We start from the raw sequence: 24,305 nt of genomic DNA on the forward strand, positions 1-24,305 counted from the left end.
CTTAGCTCAGTTCGCGCCGAGGCCGTCGACGAGGTCGAACAACTCGTCGTCGCTGGCGGAAGAAAGGTCGTGCTCACCGGCCGGAGCCGGTTCGGTGCCGGTCCATTTCGCCAGCAGCGCGGAAAGCCGCATCGCGATCTTCGGCCGGTCGAGCGCGTCGGCGTTTTCCAGCGCCGCTTCGAGCCGGTCGAACTCCGCGCCGAGCGCCGGGTCCGCGGTTCCGTCCGCCGACGGCAGCCGGCGGTGCAGATGCTCGGCGAGCGCGGCCGGGGTCGGATGGTCGAAAACCACCGTCGGCGGAAGGGAAACGCCGGTGGCGGCGGCGAGCCGGTTGCGGAGTTCCACGACTGCCAGCGAATCGAAGCCGAGGTCGGCGAACGCGAGGTCGGGCCCGATCGCGTCCGCCGTGCCGTAGCCGAGGACGGTGGCGGACTCGGCGCGGACCAGATCGGCGAGCGCCTGCTGACGCTCCATTCCGGACAGTGCCGAGACGTCCAGGCGCGCGGCTCGCTTGGTGCTCGGGGTTTCGCCGGTCGGGACCAACCGGCGGAGCATCGCCGGCACCGGCCCGGCCGCACGCACCGCCGCCGGGTCGAGTCCTATCGCGACTGGTGCCGGATCGCCCGAAGCAAGGGCGGCGTCGAAGAGGCTGAGCGCGGTTTCGGTGGGCAGCGGAGTCAGTCCGGCGCGGCCGATCCGGGCTCGGTCGGCGTCGCTGAGCTTGCCGGTGATTCCGCTGCTTCGCTCCCACAGGCCCCAGACGATCGACGTCGCGGGCTGGCCGGCTTCCCGGCGGCGGCGGGCGAGTGCGTCGAGGGCCGCGTTGGCGGCCGAGTACGCGCCCTGGCCCGGATTACCGAGCGTCCCGGAAGCGGAGGAGAACATGACGAACGCGTCGAGGTTTTCGGTCAGCTCGTCGAGGATCAGCGCGCCTTCGACCTTCGGGCGCGCGACGGCGGCCAGCCGCTCCTCGGTGAGTGACGTGACAACCCCGTCGTCGGTCACTCCGGCCGCGTGGATTACCGCGGTGACCTGGTGTTCCTTCAGCACGCCAGCCACGGCTTCGCGGTCGGTGAGATCGCAGGCGACCACGGTGACCTCGGCGGTCAGCTGCTCGACCTCGCCACCGGTGCGGCTGAGCAGCACGAGCCGCCGCACGCCGTGTTCGGTGACCAGGTGCCGGGCGACGAGCTGGCCGAGCGTGCCGGTGCCGCCGGTGATCAGCACGGTGCCGTCCGGATTCCAGGCGAACCGCTCGCCGACGGCGGGCAGCCGCACCAGGCGTGGCACGGACACCCGGCCGTTTCGGACCCGGACCTGCGGTTCGCCCAGCGCGGAGAGTCCCGCGGGCGGCGCGTCGGCGTCGAGGTCGGCCAGGATGAACTGGCCCGGGTGCTCGGCCTGCACCGACCGGATGAGGCCGGAGACCGCCGCGGCGGCCGGGTCGGTGTCGGCGTGCTTGGTACACACGATGAGCGGAGTGGTTCGCGGTTCGGCCACCCAGTCCTGGACCTTCGCGAGCACTTCAGCCGCAGTGGCACCCGGTGCGAGGACGGCTTCTTCAGTGGTCGTCTCCGCGAATTCCGCGTCGAACCACTCGACGCCGAAGAGGGATTCGTGGCTGCCGAGCTGCCCCGCGGACACCGGACGGACGGCGAGCGACTCGATCGACAGCACCGGTGCGCCGTGGGCGTCGGTCATCTCGACCGCCACGGTGTCGGTTCCGGTCTCGGTGAGCCGCACGCGCACCGCCGACGCTCCGCTCGCGTGCAGGGTCAGCCCGCGCCAGGCGAACGGCAGCACCAGCCGGGAGCCGAAGAGGTGCCGGACCGCGTGCAGGGCGGAATCCAGCAGCGCCGGATGGATGCCGTACCGCGCCGCTTCCGCCCGATCGGCGAGGTCGACCTCGGCAAAGATCTCAGTGCCGGACTGCCAGGCCGCGCGCAATCCTTGGAAGGACGGGCCGTAGCCGAGGCCGACTTCCGCCAGGTCCGCATAGGTGGCGGATACGTCGACCGGAGCACCGTCGGTAGACCACGACAGCTGAGATGGCACCGGGGTAGCGCTGGAAAGCGTCGCTCGCGCGTGACAGGTCCACTCGCCACCGATGGGGCGTGCGTGAACGGTCAGCGGACGGCGACCGGTCGCGTCGGTTTCGCCTGCCTTGAGCTGCACCTCCGCCGGACCGTCGAGGACGAGCGGGGTCTCGAGGACGAGTTCCTCGACGGTCGAACAGCCGGTTTCGGCGGCGGCGTGCAAGGCCAGCTCGGCGATCGCGCTGCCGGGGACCACGGTCGCGCCCAGCACGACGTGCTCGGCGAGCCACGGCTGGTCGCCGGCAGACAATCGACCGGTCAGCAGTACCCCGTCCTCGGCGACCTCCACCTTCTCGCCGAGCAGCGGATGACCTGCGCGGACGCCGTCCAGCCAATAGCGGTCGCGCTGGAAGGCATAAGTCGGCAAGTCGACAAGGTTCGCTTCGAAGGAGCCCCAGTCGGGCGGGGTGCCATGCAGGTACAACTGCGCGGCGGCGGTGGTGATGGTGCCGGTTTCGGGCTGGTCGCGGTGCATCATCGGGATGAATGCCGCGTCGCTCAGGCATTCCGCGCCGGCGGCCGACAGCGCGCGGTCGGGGCCGAGTTCGAGGAAGGTTCGCGCGTCCACGGTGGTGTTCGCCTTGGTGACAGCGTCAGCGAAGCGCACGGTGTCGGCGATGTTGCGGACCCAGTAGTCCGGCGACGCGGGGTCCCCGCTGGAGATGAACGGGAGGCGCGGAGGGTGGTATTCCACCGACTCCGCGACCTTGCGGAATTCCTCGAGGATCGGCTGCATCCGCGGCGAGTGGAAGGCGTGGCTGACGCGCAGCCGTCGCGTGCGATGTCCTTCGGCGGCAAGGGATTCGGCGAGCGCCTCGACCGCGTCCTCATCGCCGGAGAGCACCACCGACTCCGGGCCGTTGACCGCGGCCAGCGCGACTGCCGGGGTGAGCCTCGGCCGCACCGTCTCTTCCGAAGCCGACACCGCGATCATCGCGCCGCCCTCCGGCAACGCATCCATCAACCGGCCGCGCGCGACCACGAGCCGCGCCGCGTCGTTCAGCGAGAAAATGCCCGCCGCACAAGCCGCGGTGAGTTCGCCGACGGAATGCCCGAGTACGCAGGCGGGTTCGATGCCCCACGATTCCACGAGCCGCCACAGCCCCATGCCGACCGCGAACAGTCCACTTTGGGCATACTGAGTGCGCTCCAGCAGCTTTTCCTCGGTGCCCCAGACGACTTCGCGCAGTTCCTGGCCAACCGCCGCGCACGCTTCGTCGAAGGCCGCGGCAAAGACCGGGAAGCGGGCGTAGGCGTCACGGCCCATGTCCAGCCGCTGCGAGCCCTGGCCGGGGAACATGCACGCGACTCCCCCGGGCGTTCGGCTGGCGGTGCCGCGGAGGACGCCCGCCGGGTCCCGGCCGTCGGCGAGGGCATCGAGCTTCTCCAGCAGGTCAGCCCGGTCGTCCGCGAGCACGGCGCCTCGGTCCGGCAAGGCCGCCCGGGTCACTGCCGACGAGTAGCCGAGATCGGCGATTTCCAGGGCCGGATGGGCGTTCGCGTAGTCCCGCAGCTGCGCGGCTTGCGCCCGCATCGCTGCCACACCGCGACCGGAGACCACGACCGGTACGGGACCGGTGACCGTCCGGGTCGCGACCTCCGTCGGCGGCGCCTGCTCAAGGATCACGTGCGCGTTCGTTCCGCTGATCCCGAACGACGACACGCCAGCCCGCCGCGGCCGGTCCACCGTCGGCCAGTCCACCGGTTCGGACAACAGCCGGACCGCACCGCTGTCCCAGTCCACATGCGACGATGGTTTGTCCACATGCAACGTCTTCGGCAGCGAACCGGCCCGGATCGCCTGCACCATCTTGATCACGCCCGCCACGCCCGAGGCCGCCAGCGTGTGGCCGATATTGGACTTCAACGCACCTAGCCACAGTGGACGGTCGCGATCCTGGCCGTAAGTCGCCAGCAGAGCCTGCGCTTCGATCGGATCGCCGAGCGCTGTCCCGGTGCCATGTGCCTCAACGGCGTCAACGTCCTCAGTGGACAACCCCGCCGCGGCGAGCGCGGCCCGGATGACGCGTTCCTGCGACGGACCGTTCGGCGCGGTCAACCCATTCGACGCGCCGTCTTGGTTCACCGCCGAGCCGCGCACCACGGCCAGCACGCGGTGTCCGTTGCGTTCGGCGTCCGAAAGCCGTTCCAGCACCAGCAGACCGACACCCTCGGCCATGCCCATGCCGTTCGCGCCCGCGGAGAACGCCTTGCACCGGCCGTCCGGCGCGAGGACTCGCTGGCGGCTGAACTCCACAAACGTGCCCGGGGTGGCGAGCACCGTCACGCCACCGGCCAACGCGAGCGTGCATTCTCCGGCGCGCAGCGACTGGGTCGCCAAGTGCAGCGCTACCAAGGACGTCGAACACGCAGTGTCCACAGTGACCGCAGGGCCCTCGAAGCCGAAGCTGTACGAGACGCGTCCAGAAGCGACACTCGGCACCACGCCGGTGACCAGGTTGCCTTCTACTCGCGGTGGCGCGATCGCGAGTCCTGGCCCGTATTCCTGGTAGTTCTGCCCGACGAACACCCCGGTTCGGCTGCCCCGCAACGACAACGGGTCGATCCGGCCGTGTTCGAGGGATTCCCACGCGGTTTCCAGCAGCAGCCGTTGCTGCGGGTCCATCGCCAGCGCCTCGCGCGGGCTGATCCCGAACAACCCGGCGTCGAACGAGCCGGGGTCGTCCAGGAAACCGCCCGCGCGGACATACGACCGGCCGGACCGCGCCGGGTCGGGGTCGTACAGAGCCTCGAGGTCCCAGCCCCGGTCCGCCGGGAACGGCGAAATCGCGTCGCGGCCCTCGGCCACGAGCCGCCACAGGTCCTCGGGCGAGCGCACGCCGCCGGGGTAGCGGCAGGCCATCCCGACGATCGCGATCGGCTCGCGCCGCGCCTCCTCCAGCTCCCGTACGCGCTGTTTCGCCTTGCGCAGGTCGGTCGTCACGCGCTTGAGGTAGTCGCGCAGCCGGTCCTCGTCAGCCATCCGATTCCCCTAGTCCAAGCCCAGTTCGCGGTCGATGAGGTCGAACATCTCGTCGTCGGTCGCCGCGCCGAGGTCGTCGTCCGGCTCGTCCCGCACCGCCGCGAGCATCGCGCGCAACCGCTCGGCCACGTCCGCGCGCTCCCCTTCGTCCACTCCGGACAGTCGGGCGGCGAGCCGGTCCAGCTCGGTTCCGATCGAGACGGTCGCGGGAGCGATCCGCGACCGCAGGTGTTCGGCGACCGCGACCGGCGTCGGATGGTCGAACACCAGCGTCGCGGGCAGCCGGAGGCCGATCCGTTCGCCCAGCCGGGCGCGCAGCTCCATCGCGGTCAGCGAGTCGTAGCCGAGGTCGCGGAACGGCTGGTCGTCGCCGACGGCCTCGGGGCCGTGGTGCCCCAGAACGAGTGCCGCTTGTTCGCGGACGAGCCGCAGCAAGGTGGTGCGTTGCTCCACTTCGGACATCTCGGCTAGCCGACCGGCCAAAGCGGTCTCTTCTTGCGGGGCCGATTCGTTCAACGCCTGCACGGCTTCCGGCACACCGGTCAGCAGCGGCCGGGAACGCGCGGAGGTGAACAGCGGGACGAACCGCGTCCAGTCGACGTCGGCCACGGCGACCATCGCCTTGTCCTGCCCGAGAATCCGGCGCAGGGCAGCGAGCGCGGGCCGGGTGCCGATCAGCGGCAAACCCTGCCGCCGCAACTGATCCGGATCGACTCCGGCGGGGAACTTCGCCCCGTCCCAGACGCCCCAGGCCACCGAAGTCACCGGGCGCCCCTCGGCGCGCAGCCGCACCGCGAGCGCGTCGAGGTAGGCATTTCCGGCAGCGTAAGCGCCGTGATCGCCACTGCCCCAGACACCCGCGATGGACGAGAAGAACACCAGCGCGTCGAGTTCGTCGTAGTCGAGCAGCCGCGCCAGGTTCTCCGCACCCGCGACCTTCGCCTCGACGACCGCGGCGAATTCGGCCAGATCGATGTCCTTCACCGCGCCGAGCTTCATCAACGCGGCGGCGTGGAACACCGAACGCACGACGCAACCGCGTTCGCGGAGACTGCCGAGAAGCTTCGCGACGGCGTCCGGATCCGCGATGTCGCAGGCCGCGATGGTGACCTCCGCGCCGAGTCCGGTCAGCTCGGCTTCGAGTTCCGCGGTGCCGTCGGCGGCCGGGCCGCTGCGGCTGACCAGGACCACGTGCGCCGCGCCTTCGCGGACCAGCCAGCGGGCGATGTCCGGACCGAGCGCGCCGGTTCCGCCGGTGACGATCGCGGTGTCCCGGGCCTGCCAGCTCCGTCCCCCGGCCGCCGGCGCGCGCACGAGCCGGGCGACCTGCACTCCGTCCGGGCCGATGGCGAACTGGTCCTCGTCGCCCCAAGCTCCGGCGATGGCGTGCTTCACCGCCGCCAGCTCGGCCGGACCGATCTGCTCCGGCAGGTCGATCAGGCCGCCCCAGGTCTTCGGGTGTTCGAGGGCCACGACCCGGCCCAAGCCCCAGATCTGCGCCTGCATCGGGTCCGGTCCGCTTACCGCGCCGCGGGTGAGCGTCCACAACGGAAGGTCGTGGTCGAGCAATGCCTTTGCCAGCGCGAGACTTCCCGCGACGCCGCGCGACAGCATCGGGTAATCCGGATGCGGCCGGTCATCCGCCGCGAGCAAGGAGACAAGTGCGGCCGGGCGGCCTATCTCGGCTACCGCCGCGACGACATTCTCCGGATCGACCTCGATCACTCGTGCTTCCAGTCCGTCCAGGACCGTCGCTGCCCAACCCCGGTGCCCAGCAGGAACCAGCGCCACCAACGGTCCTGGTTCAGCTTCCGCCGGAACACCGGCCGGTTGCCACTCCACCGCGTAACGCCACTTGTCCACTGGGGACTGTCCGGAACCGACCGGCCAGAACCGCTGGTGCTGGAACGCGTAACCCGGCAGCTCCACCGGATGTGCGGGCGCGACCGGGAACGTCTTCGCCCAGTCGACAGCGACCCCGCGCACGTGCGCTTCAGCCGCCGACGACAGGAACCGGTCAAGACCGCCGTCATCGCGCCGGAGCGTGGTGAGGACGAGCGCCGAGCTGTCCGCGGCGTCGATGGTTTCCTGAATTCCCTGCGCAACCACCGGATGCGGGCTGACCTCGAGGAAGGTGCCGAAGCGGTCCCACAGCGCGGCCCGGATCGATTCCTCGAAACGCACCGTCTGGCGGAGGTTCGTGTACCAGTAGTCCCCGTCGAGCCCGTGAGTGTCGATCACTGCGCCGTGCACGGTGGAATAGAAGGCGATTTCCGTACTGCGCGGAGCAATCTCGGCGAGCTGCTCGACCAGCCGGTCGCGAAGGGACTCGACCTGGGTGGAGTGCGACGCGTAGTCCACCGCGATCCGCCGCGCCCGGATCTCGCGGGATTCGCACACCTCCAGCAGCTTCTCGACCGCTTCCGGACTTCCGGAGACCACTGTGGACGACGGTCCGTTCACCGCCGCGACTTCCAGCTCGCCCAGCAGGTCCGCCAGGTCGCCGACCGGGAGCGCCACCGAAACCATGCCGCCCTGGCCAGCCAGGACTTCGCTGATCAGCTGGCTCCGCAACGCCACCACGCGCGCGCCGTCGCGCAACGACAACGCTCCCGCCACGCAGGCCGCGGCGATTTCGCCCTGACTGTGCCCGATCACCGCGGCCGGTTCCACTCCGCACGAGCGCCACAGGCCTGCCAACGCCACCATCACGGCCCATGAAGCGGGCTGTACGACGTCGACGCGGTCCAGCAACGCGCTGTCCGCCAATGCTTCGTCCAGCGACCAGTCCACGAACTCGTCCAGCGCCGCCGTACATTCCGCCAGCCGCGCCGCGAATTCCTCCGATTCCGTGGCCAGTTCCCGCGCCATTCCGACCCATTGCGAACCCTGGCCCGGGAACACGAACACCACCCGGCCCGGCGAATTCGAGGCGGTGCCTCGGAGCACTCCCGGCACCTCGCGACCAGCAGCGAGCGCGCCGAGCTTCTGCAGCAGGTCGTCCCGGGTGGACGCAATCACGACGCCTCGGTCCGGCAGCGCCGCGCGCGTCACCGCGGAGGCGTAACCGATCTCGGCGACGGTCAACTCCGGACGCTCGATCACGAATTCCCGCAGCCGTGCCGCCTGAGCGGCCAACGCCGCTTCTCCGCGTCCCGAAACCAGCACGGGCACCGGACCCGCAGCGGGAATCGGCTCTCGCTCGACGACCGGCCCTTGCTCAAGGATGACATGCGCGTTGGTCCCGCTGATCCCGAACGAGGACACCCCAGCCCGGCGCGGCCGGTCCACCGCGGGCCACTCGACGGGGTCCGTCAGCAATTCCACCGCACCAGCCGACCAATCGACGTGCGGGGAAGGTTCGTCCACATGCAACGTTCGCGGCAACAGCCCGTCTCGCATGGCCAGCACCATCTTGATGACCCCAGCCACGCCGGATGCCGCCTGCGTATGCCCGAGATTCGACTTCAGCGAACCAAGCCACAGTGGACGCTCGCGCTCTTGGCCGTAAGTGGCCAGCAATGCCTGCGCCTCAATCGGATCGCCCAGCGCCGTGCCAGTACCGTGCGCCTCGACCGCGTCGACATCCTTTGTGGACAGACCTGCCGAAGCCAGCGCCGCGCGAATCACCCGCTCCTGCGAAGGCCCGTTCGGCGCGGTCAGCCCATTCGACGCACCGTCGGAGTTCACCGCCGAGCCACGCACGATCGCCAGCACCCGGTGCCCGTTGCGCTCCGCGTCCGAAAGCCGTTCCAGCACCAGCATGCCGACGCCCTCGGACCAACCGGTTCCGTCGGCCGCGGCGGCGAAGGGCTTGCACCGGCCGTCCGGCGCCAGACCGCGCTGGCGGCTGAACTCGGTGAACGTGGTCGGCGTCGCCATCACCGCGACCCCGCCGGCCAACGCGAGCGAACACTCCCCGGAGCGCAGCGATTGCGCCGCCAAATGCAACGCCACCAGCGACGACGAGCACGCAGTGTCCACCGTGACCGCAGGCCCTTCGAGACCGAACGAGTACGCCACCCGGCCCGACGCGACGCTCCCGCTGGTCCCGGTCAGCACCTGGCCTTCCAGCTCGTCCGGAATCTCGCCGAACGCCGCGCTGTAGTCGTGGTACATCACGCCCGCGAACACCCCGGCGCGGCTGCCGCGCAGAGACAACGGGTCGATCCCGGCCCGCTCGAACGCCTCCCACGAGGCCTCCAGCAACAGCCGCTGCTGTGGATCCGTCGCCAGCGCTTCCCGCGGCGAAATCCCGAACAGCGCGGCATCGAATTCCGCCGCACCGGACAGGAAACCGCCCTGCCGGACGTAGCTGGTGCCGGGATGGTCGGGGTCGGCGTTGAACAACGCGTCGACGTCCCAGCCGCGGTCGTCGGGGAATTCGCCGATCGCGTCGCCGCCCTCGGAGACGAACCGCCACAGCTGCTCGGGCGAATCAATCCCGCCCGGATACCGGCAGGCCATGCCGACGATCGCGATCGGTTCGTCGGCGCGGGCGGCTGGTTCGGCCGTAACCGGGCGTTTCGCGCCGACCAGCTGGCCGCGCAGGTAACCCGCGAGCGCGGCCGGCGTCGGATGGTCGAAGACGGCGGTGGCCGGCAGCCGCAAGCCGGTCAGGCGGCTCAACCGGTTGCGCAATTCCACGCCGGTCAGCGAGTCGAAGCCGAAGTCCTTGAACGGCCGGTCCGGCGACAACCCCGCCGGATCGGAATGCCCGAGCACCACCGCGACCTGCGCCACCACGAGGTCGAGCGCGTGCTGCTCGCCGTCGGTGCCGGTGAGCCGGTTCAGCAGCGCGCCGGCGTCCACTGTGGTCGAACGGGGCACCAGTCCGCGCAAAACCGCGGGCAGCAGACCGTCGCGGTCTTGTGCCCGCAAGGCGGCGAGGTCGAGGCGGACCGGGACGAGCACCGGTTCGTCGAGCGCGGTCGCGGTGTCGAAGAGGGCCAGGCCCTCGTCGGCGGACAGCGGAATCACCCCGGCCCGCGCCATCCGGGACACGTCGACGTCGCTGAGGTGCTCGGTCATCTCGCTGCGGTCCGCCCAGAAACCCCAGGCCAGCGAGGAGGCCGGCAAACCGCGCGCGCGACGGTCGGCGGCCAGTGCGTCGAGCACCGCGTTCGCGGCGGCGTACGCGGCCTGCCCCGGACTGCCGAAGGTGCCTGCGATCGAGGAGAACAGGACGAACGCGTCGAGGTCGCCGGTCAGCTCGTCCAGGTTGCGCGCGCCCTCGACCTTGGCGCGCATGACGTGCTCGATCCGTTCCGCGGTCAGCGATTCGAGCACCGCGTCGTCCAGCACCCCGGCGGCATGGACGACCGCGTTGACCGGGTGTTCCGCGAGCAGGGCCGCGACCGCGTCCCGGTCGGCGACATCGCACTCGGCCACGGTGACTGAGCAGTCCTGTTCGGACAGTTCACTGTGGAGATCCGTCATGCCGGGAGCCGCGGCACCTCGACGGCTGGCGAGCACCAGCCGGCGCACCCCGTGCTCCGCCACCAGATGCCGGGCGATCAGCTTGCCGAGCGTTCCTCCGGCACCGGTGATCAGCACGGCGGAATGCGGTCCCCACGGCGACTTCGCCACCGGGCCAGTCGCTTTCGTCAGCCGCGGGACCAGAACTCGGCCAGCACGGAGCGCGAGTTGCGGCTCCCCGGTGGCTACCGCGCGGGCGAGCAGCCGCTCGTCGCCGTCCTTGACCAGGACAAAGCGACCGGGATGTTCGGACTGTGCCGAACGCACCAATCCCCAGACCGCTGCCGCGTCCACGGAATCGCTGGTCACGATGGCAAGGCGGGATTCGGCGAACCGTTCTTCGGCAAGCCATTGCTGAACCACCGCAAGCGCCCGGCCCGGAGTGTCCGCCCGGATGCCGACCGCCGCCGGCACCTCGTCTACTTCGGACAGTTCGGTCACCAGCTGCAAAGAACCCGCGGCGGGCACGGAAATCGGCGACCATTCGACGCGGTACAGCGATTCGTGCTGTCCGGTGCCGAGTTGGTTCATCGTCACCGGGCGGAACGCGACCGAGTCCACAGTGGCCACTGGGTTGCCGCGCTCGTCGGCGAGGTCAATAGCACCGGCTGAAGTCAGGCGGGCACGCAGAGTCGTTGCACTCGTCGGGTACAACCGCACTCCGTTGAACGAGAACGGCAGCATCGTGTCGCCGGAGTCCGGAAGAAGGGCGTGCAGTGCGGCGTCCAACAACGCAGGATGGACGACGTACTCACCAGGCGCTTCGGGCAGAGCGATCTCGGCGAACCTCTCCTCGCCGCGACGCCATAACTTCCGCAGGCCCTGGAAAACCGGACCGTAGCCGTAACCGCGATCGGCCAGCGCCTCGTAGGGAGACGGCAGCTCGACGACCCCGGCTGGCGGCCACGCGCGGAGGTCGGCCACCGGACGGCTGCCTGCGCTGAGTACCCCGGTCGCGTGCCGAGTCCAGTCAACGCTCGGGTCCGTCCGGGAGTAGATCTCCACCGTGCGGCGGCCATCGTCCCCGGCCGGCCCGACCGTCAACTGCATCAGGACGCCGTCCTGGTCCGGCACGACGAGCGGAGCCTGCAGCGTGAGTTCTTCGACATACGGACAGCCGAGTTGCGCCCCGGCCCAGGCCGCTTGCTCGACGAACGCGGTGCCCGGCAATACGACGGTACCCAACACAGCGTGCTCAGCGAGCCAGGAATGCTCGCGGACAGTTACCTTTCCGGTAGCCAGCAGCGGATACGCCCCGGCGACCGACGTAACCGCGCCCAGCAACGGATGCGTGGACGACTGCAGGCCGAGCGCCACCGGATCCACGGAACCGGCGGGGGTTTCAAGCCAGTAGTGCTGATGCTGGAACGCATACGTGGGCAGTTCAAGCGCGGGCCCGGTTCCGGTGATCGGCCAGTCCACCGCGACCCCGCGGACATAGGCCTCCGCCAGCGACGTCCGGAACCGCTCGGAACCGCCTTCGTCGCGGCGCAGCGAGCCCACCGCCACCGCGCCGGAGACGGTGTCCTCCACATTGGCCACCAGCAGCGGATGCGGGCTGGCCTCGACAAAGAACCGGTTCCCCGCCTCGGCCGCCGCGCGGACCGCCTGTTCGAAGCGGACTGTCTCGCGAAGGTTCCGGTACCAGTACTCGGCGTCCAGCTCAGTGGTGTCGATCCGGGTGCTGGTGACCGTGGAGTAGAACGGGACCTCTGACGGGCGCGGCGCGATCCCGGACAGCAACTCGACCAGCTGTGCGCGGAGCGGCTCGACCTGTGCGGAGTGCGCGGCGTAGTCCACCGGGATCAGCCGGGCCCGCGCGCCCTCCGCGGTGAATTCCGCGAGCAGCCTCGTCAGCTCGGCCGGATCGCCGGACAGCACGACCGCCGACGGACCGTTCACCGCCGCGATCGAAACCTTACGGGTAAGCCGAGGCTCCACTGAGGACGCTGACAGCAGCACCGACAGCATGCCGCCGGGCTCCGACAAGCCAGTCAGCACCTTGCCCCGCAAGGCCACGACCGCCGCCGCGTCCTCCAGCGACAACGCCCCCGCGACACAGGCCGCGGCGATTTCTCCCTGCGAGTGCCCGATCACCGCCGAAGGCTCGACACCATGGGATCGCCACAGTTCCGCCAGCGACACCATCACCGCGAACAACGCGGGCTGCACGACGTCGACTCGTTCGAGCGCGGCGGCATCGCCGAGCACTTCGAGCAGCTTCCAGTCCACATGCGCCTGCAGCGCGTCCGCGCAGGCATTCAACCGGTCGGCGAACACCGGCGACTCGGCGAGCAACCGCTGCGCCATCCCCGCCCATTGGCCACCCTGACCAGGGAAGACGAACGTGATTCCGCCGGTGCCGTCTGCGGTGCCTTGGACGATGCCCGGTGCTTCGCGGCCGTCCGCCAATGCGTGCAACTGCTGCAGCAACTCGGCTCGATCACCAGCCAGCAGGGCCGCTCGGTGTTCGAGCGCGGCTCGGGTCGTCACGCTGGCGTACGCGAGATCGGCGACGGTCGCTTCTGGACGGTCCGCCACGAAGTCCCGAAGTCGCGCAGCTTGCGCTAGTACCGCAGCCTCACTCTGGCCGGAGAGCAACACCGGTGCCGCGCCCTCGACCGTCGAGTCCACAGTGGCCGGAGCCTGTTCCACGATGACATGCGCGTTGGTGCCGCTGATCCCGAACGACGACACTCCAGCTCGCCGCGGCCGCTCCACCGCAGGCCACTCCACGGTCTCGGTGAGCAGCTCCACCGCGCCAGCAGACCAATCGACGTGCGGCGAAGGTTCGGCCACATGCAATGTCCGCGGCAGCACCCCGTCGCGCATCGCCAGGACCATCTTGAGCACTCCGGCCACCCCGGCCGCAGCTTGCGTGTGCCCGATGTTGGACTTGACCGAGCCCAGCCACAGTGGACGCTCCCGGCCCTGCCCGTAGGTGGCCAACAAGGCTTGCGCTTCAATCGGATCCCCGAGCGCCGTACCAGTGCCGTGTGCTTCGACCGCGTCCACGTCCTGAGTGGACAGACCCGCCGAAGCCAGCGCCGCCCGGATCACCCGCTCCTGCGCCGGACCATTCGGTGCGGTCAACCCATTAGACGCACCGTCCTGATTGATCGCCGACCCGCGCAGCACGCCGAGAATCCGCCGTCCGTTGCGTTGCGCCAGCGAAAGCGGCTCCAGCAGCAGCATTCCGACGCCTTCAGCCCACGCCGTTCCGTCCGCGTCCGAGGAGAACGCCTTGCACCGGCCGTCCGGAGCCAACCCGCGCTGCCTGCTGAATTCGGTGAACATCCCCGGCGACGCCAGCACGGTCACCCCGCCCGCCAACGCCAGCGAACACTCCCCGGACCGCAGGGACTGCGCCGCCAAATGCAGAGCCACCAGCGACGACGAGCACGCAGTGTCCACCGTGACCGCGGGGCCTTCAAGCCCGAACGAGTACGACACCCGGCCCGAAGCGACACTCGGCGTGGTGCCGGTCAGCACATAACCGTCCCCTTCGGACGATTCGTGCATCCGCGCGCCGTAATCCTGCGCGGTGGCACCGACGAACACCCCGGTCCGGCTGCCTCGCAGTGACTTCGGGTCGATCCCGGCGTGCTCGAACGCCTCCCACGACGTCTCCAACAGCAACCGCTGCTGCGGATCCATCGCCAACGCCTCACGCGGCGAGATGCCGAACAACGCCGCGTCGAATTCCGCCGCACCAGTGAGGAAACCGCCCTGCCGGACGTAACTCGTGCCGGACAACCGGGTCAAGTCCCAGCCTCGATCGTCCGGGAAGTCGCCGATCGCGTCGCCTTCGCCGCGGACGAACTGCCAGAACTGTTCCGGTCCGTCGATGCCGCCGGGGAACCGGCACGCCATTCCGATGATCGCGACCGGCTCATCGACGGGCGTCACGACCTCGTCCGGCACCGTCTCGGGAGCACCGGCCAGGGCAGCGGCCACCGCCTCCGGCGTCGGATGGTCGAACAGCGTCGCGGGCGAAACTCGCCGCCCGAGCGCCTCGCTCAGCCGGTCGCTCAACTCGACCAGCATCAACGACCCGAAACCCAAATCCTTGAACGCCCGCCGCACATCGACCGCGTCCGGCGACCCGTGCTCCAGCACCGCCGCGGCGTGCCGCCGAACCAGCTCCAGAACAGGAACGTCCACAGTAGACTTCACTGGAGCTTGGTCGCTCACCGCACCCGGCCAGTACCGCTGCCGCTGGAACGGATACGTCGGCAACTTCACCCGGTGCGCACCGTGCGCGGCATAGAACGACTGCCAGTCCACCGAAAGCCCGCGAACGTGGGCCCGCGCCACCGCTTCGAGCAGCGCCCGAACCTCGTCCCGATCGCGTCCCCGCAGTACCGGCAGAAACGCGGCCGCGGAGGAATCGCGCCCCAGCACGGACAACGTCCCGTCCGGGCCTAGCTCCACAAAGGTCGTCACGCCGAGTTCGCCGCACCGCCGGACCCCGTCGGCGAACCGCACCGCCTCCCGCGCGTGCCGAGCCCAGTACTCCGGCGACCGGATCTCCTCGGCGGTCAGCTCGCGACCAGTCACATTGGACAGCACCGGCAGCCACGGATCCTGCCACGCCACCGTCGACGCGACCGCACGGAACTCCGCCAGCATCGGCTCCATCAACGGCGAATGGAACGCGTGGCTGACCCGCAACCGCCGGGTCTTCCGGCCCCGCGCCGCCCACCGCTGCGCGATCTCCAGCACCGCGTTCTCAGCACCGGACAACACCGTCGCCGACGGCCCATTGACCGCCGCGATCGCGACGTCGGTCCGCTCCTCCACTTCGGACCGCAGCTCGGCTTCGCTCGCCCGCACCGAGACCATCGCGCCGCCCGGCAACGCCTGCATCAACCGTCCCCGCGCGGCCACCAGCGCACACGCGTCCGACAGAGACAAGGCACCGGCCGCGTAGACCGCGGCCAGTTCGCCGACGGAGTGTCCAAGCAGGACGTCCGCTGTCAGGCCCCATTCCGTCAGCAGACGGAACAACGCCACCTCGAGGGCGAACAACGCGGGCTGGGTGTACGCGGTCTCGTCCAATGTGGACTCGGCAGAGAACATCACCTCACGCAACGGCTGCTCGAGATGCGGGCCAAACGCCGCGCACACCTCGTCCAGCGCCGTCGCGAAGACCTCGAATCGCTCGTAGAGCGCCCGCCCCATTCCGGCCCACTGGCTGCCCTGCCCGGTGAACAGGAACGCCACCTCACCGGGTACCGGCGTGCCTTGGATCGTCCCGGCACCGGACGCGAGCGCGGCCAAACCGGAGTCGACCTCAGCCGCGTCCGCGGCCACCACGACCGCTCGCCGCTCCAGCGCGGCCCGAGTCGTCGCCAGCGAGTAGCCAAGGTCCGCCGGAGCCGCCGCTACCTCGCGCAGCCGGGCCGCCAGCTCCCCCAGCGCGGTCTCGTCGCGCGCGGACAGCGGGAGCAAAACCGGCAGGTCAGAGTCGGTCCGCGCGGTGCTGGCCGCCCATCCCGACAGCACCAGGTGACAGTTCGTCCCGCCCATCCCGAACGAACTGACCCCGACCCGCGCCGACTCCGGCAGCGGCTCGGCCGAGGTGACCACCCGCATCCGCGTCTCGGCGAACGGGATCGCCGGATGAGGCGTCTCGAAGTTCCGGCTCGGCGGCACCGACTGGTGCGCCACGCACAGCACCGCCTTGAGCAGCCCGGCGATCCCGGCCGCGCCCTCGAGATGCCCGATGTTCGTCTTGACCGACCCGACCAGCAGTTCCCGCTCCGCGGCATACACCCGCCCGAGCGCCGCCGCCTCGATCGGATCGCCCAGCGGCGTACCAGTCCCGTGAAGCTCCACATAGGACACTTCACTCGGCGAGATCCCGGCCTGGCGGCAAGCCAGCCGCAGCACTTCCTCTTGCGATTCCTGGCTCGGCGCGGTCAATCCGGCACCGCCGCCGTCGTTGTTGACCGCGCTCCCCTGGATGACCGCGTAGATCGAATCGCCGTCCGCGAGCGCCCGAGAGAGCGTCTTCAACACGACGACCCCGCCGCCCTCGCCACGCGCGTATCCGTTGGCGCGCGCGTCAAACGTATAGCTGCGCCCGTCCGGAGACAACGCGCCGAAGGCCTCGATGACGTCGTGCGCACCTTGAGTGAGGTTGAGATTCACCCCGCCCGCGAGCGCGATTTCGCACTCGCCGTCCCGCAAACTGCGGCTGGCCAAGTGCACCGCGACCAACGACGACGACTGCGCGCTGTCAACGGTGAGACTCGGCCCGCGCAGCCCGAGCGCGTACGAAACCCGGTTGGCAATCAGACCGCGGCTCAGCCCAGTGGCGGTGTGCTGCGAAACGGTCTCGGTGACCGAGCCGAAATCTCCCGCCACCGCCCCGAAAAACACGCCGACCCGACCGTTGCCGGGCACCGTGCCTGCGTCTTCCAGCGCCTCCCAGGACAGCTCCAGCATCAACCGCTGCTGCGGGTCGGTGACCGCCGCCTCGCGCGGGGAAATGCCGAAGAACTGCGCGTCGAACCGGTCGACCTGGTCGAGGAAACCGGCCCGCAGCGGCTGGCCGTCCGGGCGGTGCAGCGGCTCCGGGCCACCGGGGACGAAGCGGGTCGCGGGTGCTTCCCCGACCGCCTCCGCCCCGTCCCGCAGCAGCTTCCAGAACTCGGCCGGGTTCGCTGCCCCCGGCAGCCGGCAGGACATCCCGACGACCGCGATCGGATCGTCTTCTCTCGCCGAACTCACTGGACGCACCACCCCCCGGGGGTCGATCAAGCAGCGTTGAGCAAAACGGGTAGATCCGCGTAACCGCGCAGCACGAGGTTGTCGATGCGGGTCGCGTCCGCGTCCGTGCGCTCGATCCGGTACCGCGTGACCAGTTCGGTGAGCGCGACCTGCGTGGACAACCGGGCCAGCGGCGCCCCGACGCAGAAGTGCGCGCCGACGCCGAACCCGAGGTTGCGTTCGGGCTTGCGGCGGACGTCGAGGGAATCCGCGTTCTCGAAGGCGCGCGGATCGTGGTTCGCCGCGCCGACCATGATCGTCACCGCCTCGCCCGCGGCGACCGGCTGACCGGCGATTTCGGTGTCCTCCAAGGCCAGCCGCATTCCGGCGACCTGCACCGGCGAGTCGAAGCGCAGCAGTTCCTCGACCACGCCGACGGCCTCGCCCGGGTTCGCGCGGAACCACTCCAGCTGTTCCGGATGCCGCAACAACGCCGCGACGCCGTTGCCGATCAGGTGCGCGGTGGACAGATAGCCCGCGGACAGCAGCAGCCGGCACGTGCTGACCAGTTCGGTGCGGCTGAGCCGGTCCCCGTCCTCGGCGACCGCGACCAGCGCGCTGACCAGGTCCGCCCGCGGTTCGGCCTGCCGGAGCCGGGCGAGTTCGGCGAAATACTCGTCGAACTCGGTGCGAGCACGGTCGCGCTGCTCGGTTTCCTCCGCCGTCAGCATGAAATCCGGGTCGAGCCCGCGGCCGAGCGCGGCAGACCACTGTTCGAACAGCGGTTTGTCCTCCGCGGGCACGCCGAGCAGTTCGGAGATCAGCTGGGACGGCAGCGCCAGCGCGAGCGACGTCATCAGGTTCACCGGTTCGCCCGCGGCCTGCGCGAGCAACCCGCTGGCCAGCTCCTCGGCCCGCGAGCGCAGCTTCTCGATCATCGACGCGGAGAACGCTTTCGTGACCAGCCGGCGAATCCGGGTGTGGTCCGGCGGGTCGAGGAAAACGAACGGCCGGACCTCCTCGCCGTCGGCGTTCGTGGTGATCTGCGACGCGACGAGGCTGCCGTCGCCGTGGCCGAAGCTGCGGTTGCGCAACACCTCCGAACACTCCGGGAACCCGGTCACCACCCACATGCCCGGCGCGGTCCGCAGCGCCGGGGCCTGCTCGCGCATCGAGCGGAACACCGGGTACGGGTCGGCGCGGAACCCGGGATCGGACGGGTCGAACGGGAAAAGATTCGCCAGCGCAGCGGTTTCGGACATGACGGGACACCAATCGGTTCGGCGGTGCGTCGGTCGAGTTCGGGGTGCCCGGCCGCGGACCGGTGCGGCCGGGAGCGGCGCGTCAGGCGGGAACGAACTCCACCGGCATCTCGAGCGCGACCGTGTGCTTGTTGTTGCGGGCCCACGGAACCGGCCCGGTCAGCCGCACCTGCGCGACCTGGTCGAGCAGTTCGGTGAACAGCGCGCGCAGTTCGGACCGGGCGAGCGTGAGCCCGAGACAGGTGTGCGTGCCGTGGCCGAAGGCGAGATGCGGGTTCGGGTCGCGGCGGATGTCGAAGGCGTCCGGGTTCGGGAAGACCTCCGGATCGCGGTTCGCCGACGCCCACCAGAGCGTGACTTTCTCGCCCTTCCGGATCAGGTGGCCGCCGAACTCGATGTCCTCGGTGGCCGTGCGCCGGTTGTACGGGGTCGGGCTCGACCAGCGCAGCATCTCCTCGATCGCGCCGTCCAGCAGCGACCGGTCCGCGCGCAGGGCACGCCACTGGTCGGGCCGCTCCGCCAGCGCCAGCATGCCGATCGCGATCGCGTTGCGGGTCGGTTCGGTGCCGGCCAGCGAAAGCAGGTTGAAGAACACTTCGCGCTCGTAGTCCGACAGCGGCGCGACGCCTTCGACCTCGGGCAGATCGGCGTGGATGACCCCGGACAGGAAGTCGTCGCCCGGATCGGCGCGTTTGGCCGCGACGAGTTCGCGGCTGTAGTTGTACATGTCGAGCAGCACCGACTGGCTGCGCTCGCTCGACTCGCCCGAATCGCGGTCCTCGTAGCCCATCGCGACGTCGGTCCAGCCGATCAGGCGGTCCCAGTCCTCGGCCGGAACTCCCAGCAGCGCGGCCATGATCTCGACCGAGAACCGGCCGGCGACCGCGGTCTGGAAGTCGCCGGAACCGAGCTTGACCGCCCGGGACACGACGGCCGCGGCGCGGTCGCGGACCACCGGTTCGAGCTTGCCGAGCCCGGTGCCGGTGACCATCGGCGCGACCAGGTCCTTGAGCAGCCGGTGCCGGGGATCGTCCATCATGTTCAGCATGCCGCCGGAGTACGTCCCGGCGGGAAGGTCGTCGAGGTGCGTGCCGCCGCCCTCGCGGGAGCCGCCGCCCTGCGACGAGAAAACCGGGTTCTGCGCCGCTTCGACGATGTCGTGGTACCGGCTGAGCACCCAGAAATCCTCGCCGTCGCGGGTGCGGCCCGGCGGATGCCGCAGCACCGGAGCGGACTCGCGCAGCCGAGCGAAAACGTCGTACGGGAAACCGGCGGCGAACCGGTCCTGATCGGAGAGGTCGAACCCGCCGAGGATCTCGGGAAGATCCTGACCGGTGACTTCGGCAGCCCCGCGTGAAGTGGACAGGGCAGGTTGTTGTGCCACTCTTGCGACCCCCAGCGCATTCCGTGATTGAGCCCGACATTGCCGCACGGATCCGAACTACGTCAAGCCTCCGGTTGGGCCTATCCAGCCGGTACCGTCTCGGTCGCGCCGCGTGTCCGTCGCAACCGCACCGCGCTGACCTGCGCATATTCCGGACAATCCGAGGCCAACCGACCACAAAGGACTACTGCCCGCACGCGTCCGGTCACTTCCCGGAGCCGCCCGGAAGCATATTTCGTCACGGGAATTTCGCACTGCTCCATTCTCGACAGAGCCGCGATATCGGAAACGCCGGCCATTTCCGCTGCACGTCCCGGCTTGCCCGGTCGGCAAGTTAGTGCGGACGGCCGGAGGAATTACGTTAAATGCGGCGCATATTCCCGCCGGAATGCGGTTGCGGCACCGCGGCCGGCCCGGTACGGCGCGTCTTCGAGCCGTTCTCGAGGCAGCACTCAGCGGGATGTGCGGTTCTCCTCCCCCGGCGCCGCTTCGCGCCCGTGCCGGTCAGTCGCGGAACTCCACCGGCAATTCGGCGAGCCCGCGCATCACCACGTTCGGCACCCGGCTCGGTTCCCCGGCGAGCACCAGGTCGTGGTCGAGCAGCGCGTCCACCGCGGACTGCGCGGCGAGCCTCGCGACCGGAGCGCCGACACAGAAGTGGATGCCGAGCCCGAACGCGAGAGTGCGGCTCGCCGGGCGGGCGACCCGCAGCTCCTCCGGGTCTTCGCACAACGCGGGGTCGCGGTTGGCCGCGCCGAGCAGCAGCATCAGCTGCTCCCCCGGCTGGAACGCGGTCCCGCCGATCTCCGCTTCGGCGAGCACGGTCCGGGAGACCACCTGGACCGGAGCGTCGAACCGCAGCATTTCCTCGACCGCACCGGGGATCGCGTCGCGGTGGGCGCGCAGCCATTCGAGCTGGCCGGGCGTCCGCAGCAGCGCGAGCATGCCGTTGCCGATCAGGTTCACCGTGGTCGCGTAGCCCGCGCCGAGCAGCAGCGTGCAGGTGACCAGGATTTCGAACTCGGTGAGCCGGTCGCCCGCTTCCTCGGCGGCGACCAGGTTGCTGACGAGGTCGTCGCCCGGCTTGCCGCGGCGGGCCTCGACGAGCGTCGCGAAGTACTCGCGCAGTTCGCGGCGGCCGTTGTCGCGTTTGGCGATTTCCTCTGGCGTCAGGAAGAAACTCGGGTCGAGGCCGCGGGCGATGTCGCTGGTCAGCTGCCGGAAGCGCGGCTCGTGTTCGGGTTCGACGGCCATCAGCTCGCCGAGCAGCAACGCCGGCAGCGGATGCGCGACCGCCGACATCAGGTCGGTTGTTCCGCTCGCCACCGCCGCGCCGACCAGCTCGTTCGCCAGTTCGCGCGCCCGGTCGCGCATCCGGTCGACCCGGCGCGCGGCGAACGCTTTGCTGACCAGCGTGCGGATCCGCGTGTGCTCCGGCGGGTCGGCGAAGATGAACGGCCGCACTACGGAACCGTCCTCGGCCGTGGTGAAGTGGTCGGCGACCGTGGCTCCGTCTCCCCAGCCGAACCGGGGGTCGCGCAGCACGGCGGAGCAGTCCTCGAAACCGGTCAGCGTCCAGATGCCCGCGGGCGTCCGCAGGATCGGGCTTTCCTCGCGCAGCTTGCGGTAGGTCGGGTACGGATCGCTGAGGAACGCGGGATCGAACGGGTCGTACGGCAGCAGCTGGGCGAGCAACCCGGCATCGGCAGTCATCGGCGTCCTCCTCGGGCGAGTCGGGGAGGTCCGGGAAACCCTTGGCAGCACAAGGAATCGGGCAGAAGAAATCCCCCGAGTCCTCATCGAACATCCCCAGTGCGGCGACCGGCCTCGTCACCTCCGGCAACCTTTGCAGGCGGCCGCGCGAATTGTCAACCGGCCCTGACGCCCCGGACGCGGCCGGTCACCGAGAGCCGCCAAAGGCTCCCGGTGACCGGTTTTTCCGTTGTGCCGCAGCGGTCAGCCGAACTGGTCCGGGTCCGGCCCGGTGCGCAGGCCGCGGTCGGCGGCGGCGATCGCGGCGAGGTCCTCTTCGGTCAGTTCGAAGTCGAAGACGTCGAGGTTCTCCCGGATCCGGGCCGGGGTCACGGACTTCGGGATCACGATGTTGCCCAGCTGCAGGTGCCAGCGCAGCACCACCTGCGCGGCGGATTTCCCGGTGCGCGCGGCGATCCCGGCGATCGCCGGGTCGGCCAGCACCGCGCCCTGGGCGAGCGGGCTCCACGCTTCGGTCGCGATGCCGTGTTCGGCGTGGAAGGCGCGCAGCTCGGCCTGCTGGAGGCCGGGGTGCAGCTCGATCTGGTTGACCGCGGGCACGAGGCCGCTGTTGTCGAGCAGGCGGCGCAGGTGCGCGGGCTGGAAGTTGGACACGCCGGCGGCGCGGACGCGGCCGTCCTTGGCGAGCTGTTCCAAGGCGCGCCAGGTGTCGAGGTAGCGGTCGCGGGCGGGCGCCGGCCAGTGGATCAGGTAGAGGTCGACGTAGTCGAGACCGAGTTTCGCGAGGCTGGCGTCGAAGGCGCGCAGGGTCGAGTCGTAACCCTGGTCCTCGTTCCACAGCTTGGTGGTGACGAAGAGGTCCTCGCGGGAGATCCCGGACTCGGCGATGGCGCGGCCGACGCCGGCTTCGTTGCCGTAGATCGCGGCGGTGTCGATGCTGCGGTAGCCGGCTTCGAGAGCGCTGGCGACCGCGGCGGTCGTCTCCTCGTCCGGGACCTGGAAGACCCCGAAGCCGAGTTGCGGGATTTCGACCCCGTTGTTGAGGCGGATGTTCATGGGACTTGCCTTTCTCAGTGCTGAACCAGGGGTTCGGCCGCGGCGACGCGCGGGCGCCGCTCGAGCGCGGCCGACAGGACCGCGAGGCCGAGCGCGGAACCGGCGAGCGCGACCCCGACCCAGTTCGGCGCGGTGTAGCCGAATCCGGCGGAAATCACCACGCCGCCGAGCCACGCGGACAACGCGTTGCCGAGGTTGAACGCGCCGATGTTGACGACGGACGCGAGCGTCGGCGCGCCGTGCGCCTGGTCGAGAACGCGCTTCTGCAGGGGCGGCACGGTGGCGAAGCCGAGCGCGCCGATCAGCAGAATCGTTGCCGCGGCGAGGATTTTGCTGTGTGCGGTGACGGTGAACAGCGCCAGGACGAGCGCGAGCCCGCCGAGGCTGACGTACAGCATCGGCATGAGCTTGCGGTCGGCGAACCGGCCGCCGGTGAGGTTGCCGAGGAACATGCCGACGCCGAACAGCACCAGCAGCCAGGTCACCGCGCCCGCCGAGTATCCGGCGATCTCGGTCATCATCGGGGCGATGTAGGTGATCGCGGCGAAGACCCCGCCGAAGCCGAGCACCGTCATCGCCATCGCGAGGACGACCTGGACGTTCCGGAACGCAGCCAGCTCCTTGCGCAGATGCGCACCTTCGGGCCGGGGCAGGTCCGGCACCAGCTTCGCGACCCCGGCCAGCCCGACGACGCCGAGCGCCGCAACGATCCCGAAGGTGACCCGCCAGCCGACCGCCTGCCCGACGAACGTGCCGAGCGGCACGCCGACGATGTTGGCGACCGTGAGCCCGGTGAACATGATCGCGATCGCCCCGGCCCGCTTGTCCGGCGCGACGAGTTCCGCCGCGACGACCGAGCCGATCCCGAAGAACGCCCCGTGCGCGAGCGACGCGACGATCCGCCCGGCGAGCATGACCCCGAACACGGGCGCGACCGCCGACAGCAGGTTTCCGGCGATGAACAGGCCCATGAGCAGCATGAGCATGGTCTTCCGGTTGATCTTCGTGCCGAGAATCGTCATCACCGGGGCTCCGGCAACGACCCCGAGCGCGTAACCGGTCACCAGGAATCCCGCGGCCGGGATGGACACCCCGAACTCGGCGGCGATCTCCGGGAGCAGGCCCATGATCACGAATTCGGTGGTGCCGATCCCGAACGCGCCGATGGCCAGCGCTACCAGTGCTAGTGGCATGAGCCCGCGTCTCCTTGGTTCCGTGGTCTGTGTGTGGATGCTCCTTGTCGGCTCTCGCAATAGTTGCATACGCGGCATGTTGTTGGCGCATGTTGTTGATGAGGGTCACAGTTGGGATGACGGTCCCGGAGACGGGGGCGATCGCGGCGGGCATTCCGCTCGAGGTATCGCGGCAGGAGGCCGCGACACGGGGAGCCGAGAGCAGTCGATTGGCCGCGGACCGGGTCCGGAAGCCCCGGGGGAGGCCGTCGGCTCGATCCAGGAGGTCGGAGATCGCGGGCTGTCTCGTCGGCACCGGCCTGAGGCAGGCACTCCGCTTTCCGCGAGCGGGGAATTTTGGGTCTCCACGAGCAACCGGACACCCGCCGCGGTCAGGTCCGGGGGGATCTCGGAGATCCGGTCGACCTGATATCTCACCGGACG

The 24,305-nt window shown here is 70.1% G+C and carries 7 protein-coding genes; all 7 read right to left on the bottom strand.

The features are described 5' to 3' along the window. Positions 1 to 6: 6 nt before the first annotated feature. Positions 7 to 5,040, bottom strand: coding sequence for an SDR family NAD(P)-dependent oxidoreductase (locus F9C11_RS41850; protein ID WP_409187098.1), 5,034 nt, complete (start codon positions 5,038 to 5,040; stop codon positions 7 to 9). 48 nt (positions 5,041 to 5,088) lie between these two features. Beyond that, the gene (locus F9C11_RS41855; protein WP_409182856.1) at positions 5,089 to 17,295 is read right to left on the bottom strand and encodes an SDR family NAD(P)-dependent oxidoreductase; all 12,207 of its coding nucleotides are present in this window, start codon (positions 17,293 to 17,295) and stop codon (positions 5,089 to 5,091) included. A 26-nt stretch (positions 17,296 to 17,321) separates the two neighbouring features. After that, positions 17,322 to 18,536, bottom strand: a complete 1,215-nt coding sequence (locus tag F9C11_RS41860) for a cytochrome P450 (RefSeq protein WP_409182857.1) — start codon at positions 18,534 to 18,536, stop codon at positions 17,322 to 17,324. Positions 18,537 to 18,618: 82 nt separating this feature from the next. Then, complete coding sequence (locus F9C11_RS41865) at positions 18,619 to 19,920, bottom strand: cytochrome P450 (RefSeq protein ID WP_409182858.1); 1,302 nt, start codon at positions 19,918 to 19,920, stop codon at positions 18,619 to 18,621. A gap of 504 nt (positions 19,921 to 20,424) precedes the next feature. Beyond that, positions 20,425 to 21,633: a cytochrome P450 gene (locus F9C11_RS41870; protein WP_409182859.1), complete on the bottom strand. Its 1,209-nt coding sequence runs from the start codon at positions 21,631 to 21,633 to the stop codon at positions 20,425 to 20,427. Positions 21,634 to 21,876: 243 nt separating this feature from the next. Then, complete coding sequence (locus F9C11_RS41875; RefSeq protein ID WP_409182860.1) at positions 21,877 to 22,689, bottom strand: aldo/keto reductase; 813 nt, start codon at positions 22,687 to 22,689, stop codon at positions 21,877 to 21,879. A 14-nt stretch (positions 22,690 to 22,703) separates the two neighbouring features. Beyond that, entirely contained in the window at positions 22,704 to 23,882 is a 1,179-nt protein-coding gene (locus tag F9C11_RS41880; RefSeq protein ID WP_409182861.1) for an MFS transporter, read from the bottom strand. Positions 23,883 to 24,305 lie beyond the last annotated feature (423 nt).

It is taken from the genome of Amycolatopsis sp. VS8301801F10 (assembly GCF_046195355.1).
Lineage (GTDB): Bacteria > Actinomycetota > Actinomycetes > Mycobacteriales > Pseudonocardiaceae > Amycolatopsis.